At 53.9% G+C, this 3,489-nt stretch carries 4 protein-coding genes; all 4 read right to left on the reverse strand.

Annotated elements, in window-relative coordinates:
• Positions 1–450 (reverse strand): septal ring lytic transglycosylase RlpA family protein (locus B2067_RS13800; protein WP_301388825.1); only part of this gene is annotated, 450 nt, incomplete at its 3' end.
• Positions 447–1,418 (reverse strand): lytic murein transglycosylase B, encoded by a 972-nt coding sequence (gene mltB, locus B2067_RS13805; protein WP_301388826.1) that lies wholly within the window; start codon positions 1,416–1,418, stop codon positions 447–449. The genes B2067_RS13800 and mltB, both read right to left, overlap by 4 nt.
• Before the next feature lie 13 nt (positions 1,419–1,431).
• Positions 1,432–2,583: a rod shape-determining protein RodA gene (gene rodA / locus B2067_RS13810; protein WP_301388828.1), complete on the reverse strand. Its 1,152-nt coding sequence runs from the start codon at positions 2,581–2,583 to the stop codon at positions 1,432–1,434.
• Positions 2,583–3,489 (reverse strand): penicillin-binding transpeptidase domain-containing protein (locus B2067_RS13815; RefSeq protein WP_301388830.1); only part of this gene is annotated, 907 nt, incomplete at its 5' end. The genes B2067_RS13815 and rodA, both read right to left, overlap by 1 nt.

Genomic DNA, 3,489 nt, shown 5'->3' on the forward strand with positions numbered 1-3,489 from the left:
CGCTGCTGCGTACGACAGGTCGATAATCCTGCCTTCGTGAAATGGCCCGCGGTCGTTCACCCGGACGATGACCGACTGGCTGGGATCTTTGCGGATAACTTTGACGTACGACGGCAGTGGCAGCGTTTTGTGTGCTGCGGTCATTTTGTAGACGTCGAAGGTTTCGCCGTTTGAGGTGTCGTGACCGTGAAATTTCATTCCGTACCATGAAGCGATGCCTTCCTGCGTGAAGCCCTCCGCATCCTTCATAACTTCATAGTCCTTACCCAGCACGCGATAGCGCGACGGATTGCCCAGACTACTTCGTGGTTCGGATACCGGCACGGGATCAGCAATTGCCTTGATGTCAGCGATTGGCGCCGGCGTGAAATCGTTCGCGTGCTGATAACGGGACGTTGCGCAACCATGCAGCAGAATAAGACTGACCAGAACGGCCAGCCCACGCATCATTGTTTATCCTCACTCAGAGCCTGGCTGAGCTGATACACCGCCATGGCGTACAGCTTACTGTGGTTGTATTGAGTAATAACGTAGAAGTTGTATTCACCGAGCCAGTATTCGTCGCCCTCTTTACCTTCAAGGCGCATCAGGTTGGCTGGCTTATCTCCCTTGATATCGACTGGCAACTCAACACCTGCGGCCGTCAGGTCTGCAACCGTGTGCTGCGGTTTGCGGCTGACATTCACCAGCGGTTCGTGTTTGTCGCCACTGACGGTGACTCTGTGTGTGACAGGCTCGTCAGTTCTCCAGCCGTGTTCTGAGAAATAGTTAGCCACGCTGTGGATGGCATCCACTGGGTTACCCCATAGATCACGTTTGCCATCACCATCACCGTCGACAGCGTAGTGCAGGTAGCTGGTAGGGATAAATTGGCCGTAGCCCATTGCCCCAGCATAAGACCCTTTGATGGTACCCGGATCTACACCTTCTTCACGGGCAAGGGCGAACATGGCTTTCAGCTCGCGCCAGAACAAAGGGCGTTTCGGGTAATCGAAGGCGAGCGTAGAGAGCGAGTCCAGCACTCTGTATCCACCCTGGCGGGTGCCGTAAAAGGTTTCTACGCCAATGATGGCTGCAATAATTTCTGGCGGCACCCCATATTTTTTCTCTGCCTCAGCAAGAATATCCGCCTGGCTTTCGAGGAAATTCTTACCAGCGCTGATGCGTTTTTTTGTCAGAAAAATATCCTGATACCGCGCCCAGTTCATTGTGCGTTCGGCAGGGCGTTGAATGGCCTCTAGTACAGAGTCCATTTTTTCAGCCTGCTTCAGCCAGTTACGTACTTCTTCTGCCGGAATACCGTATTCTTTTTCCACCTCAGCGACGAACTCATCGGTACGCTCGTGCTGGTCGTAGGCTGCGGCTGCGAAAGGCGCAGAAACCGCCAAGGTGATTGCTGCTAACACATGTTTCAACATAGTAATAACCCTGTTATTTCCTTTGCCGATGAGTGTACATCGACATAATCAGACCAAAGCCCAGAAGCAGACTGACGACAGACGTTCCGCCGTAACTTACCAGTGGTAGTGGAACGCCTACGACCGGAAGAATGCCACTGACCATGCCTATATTCACAAAGACATAGATAAAAAATGTAACTGACATGCTACCAGACAGCAGTCGACCGAAAAGAGTTTCGCACCGGCTGGAAATGTAAAGGCAGCGCAGAATAATTAAGGCATAGAGCGCCAGTAGCAGGCAGACCCCAATTAATCCATGCTCTTCTGCCAGCACGGCAATGATGAAGTCGGTGTGGCTTTCAGGCAGAAATTCAAGTTGCGACTGGGTGCCTTGCAGGTAGCCCTTGCCATGAATGCCACCTGAGCCAATCGCCGTTTTTGATTGAATGATATTCCAGCCTGAGCCGAGTGGGTCTGACTCCGGATTCAGAAAGGTGAGTACCCGCTGTTTCTGGTAGGCGTGCATCACAAAAAACCACATCAGCGGTGCCATCGCCGCGACTATGCCGATCATGGAAAAAATAAGGAGCCAGGACATCCCGGCAAAAAACAGTACTAACAACCCTGAGGTGCTGATCAGTATCGATGTGCCTAAATCAGGCTGTTTCAGGATCAGAATCGTTGGAATGAAAATAATGACGAGTGCCTGAACAAGGTCACGAAAGCGCGGCGGTACGGGCCGTTTGGCCATAAACCAGGCAACCGCTAATGGTAATGCCAGCTTCACCAACTCAGACGGTTGAAAGCGGGGGAGAGGCCCGGGTAAGTCGAGCCAGCGCTGAGCGCCTTTCGCGCCGACCCCTGCAACCAATACGCCGATCAATAGTAGAGTACCTACGGCTAATGCCCAGGGCGCGATAAGTTGGTAGAGGCGCGGTGGAATCTGGGCAGTAATGAATAGCAGTAAGGTGCCGATACCAAAGTGCACAGCCTGACGTTTCACCATGCCGATTTCCTGACCGCTGCCACTGTAAAGGATAGCCAGCCCGGTGGTGGCGAGTGCAATAAGTAGCAGTAGAAGTATCAGGTCGATGTGCAATCGCGCGAAAAAGGCACCGCTGCGGTCGAAGGTATGATGCTGTGACGGCGTGGAGACCGTGCGACTGAAATCTGTACTGGCCATCAGCCCTCTGCGCCTCCCAGGTATTCATTGATGATGGACTGTGCGATCGGTGCGGCGGTGCGCCCGGATGATTCGCCATTTTCAACGATGACGGCAATGGCGATCTGTGGTTTCTCTATCGGAGAGAACGCCATAAACCAGGCATGGTCGCGTAGACGCTCCTGAAGGGCTTCCGAATCGTATTCGGCATCCTGTTCAATACCCACGACCTGTGCGGTTCCGGTTTTGCCAGCAATCGGGAAGTCGAGGTTGGCGCGCAAGGCGCGGGCAGTACCATGACGACCGGTAATCACATGATCCATTGCCGTGAACATGCGATCCCAGTCGGAAGGATCATTGAGTGTAATGTCGGGGATATCGCCGTGTGGAAACTCCGTCGGGACGTTGTCTTCTGCCGCGAGCAGTCTTGGGACTTCCCATTTGCCTTTATTGGCCAGAACAGCGGTCGCTGTTGCGAGCTGTAATGGCGTCACGGCCATAAAGCCCTGACCAATGCCGAGATTGACTGTATCCCCCGGATACCATGGGCCACGACCGGTGGCTCGCTTCCATTCACGGTCTGGCAGAATCCCGGATACTGCCGAGATGACATCAATCGACATATCCCGGCCGAAGCCAAACTGGCCGAGGAATGGCGTGAGATCATCGATGCCTGTTTTGACGGCAACGTCGTAGAAGTAGGTATCGCAGGATTCCACCACGGCCATTTCAAGATCGACGACGCCGTGTCCTTCGCGCTTCCAGTCCCGATAAAAGCGGTCATCATTTTCAAGCTGGAACCAGCCCGGATCGCGCACTTTATAGTTCCAGGTGGTACTGCCAGCTTCCAGAGCGGCAAGACCGACAAAAGGTTTCAGGGTCGAGGCGGGGGGGTAAGTACCACGCGTCGCCCGATCGAAGAGTGGC

It is taken from the genome of Thalassolituus sp. UBA2590, from assembly GCF_002339775.1.
Classification (GTDB): domain Bacteria; phylum Pseudomonadota; class Gammaproteobacteria; order Pseudomonadales; family Oceanobacteraceae; genus Thalassolituus.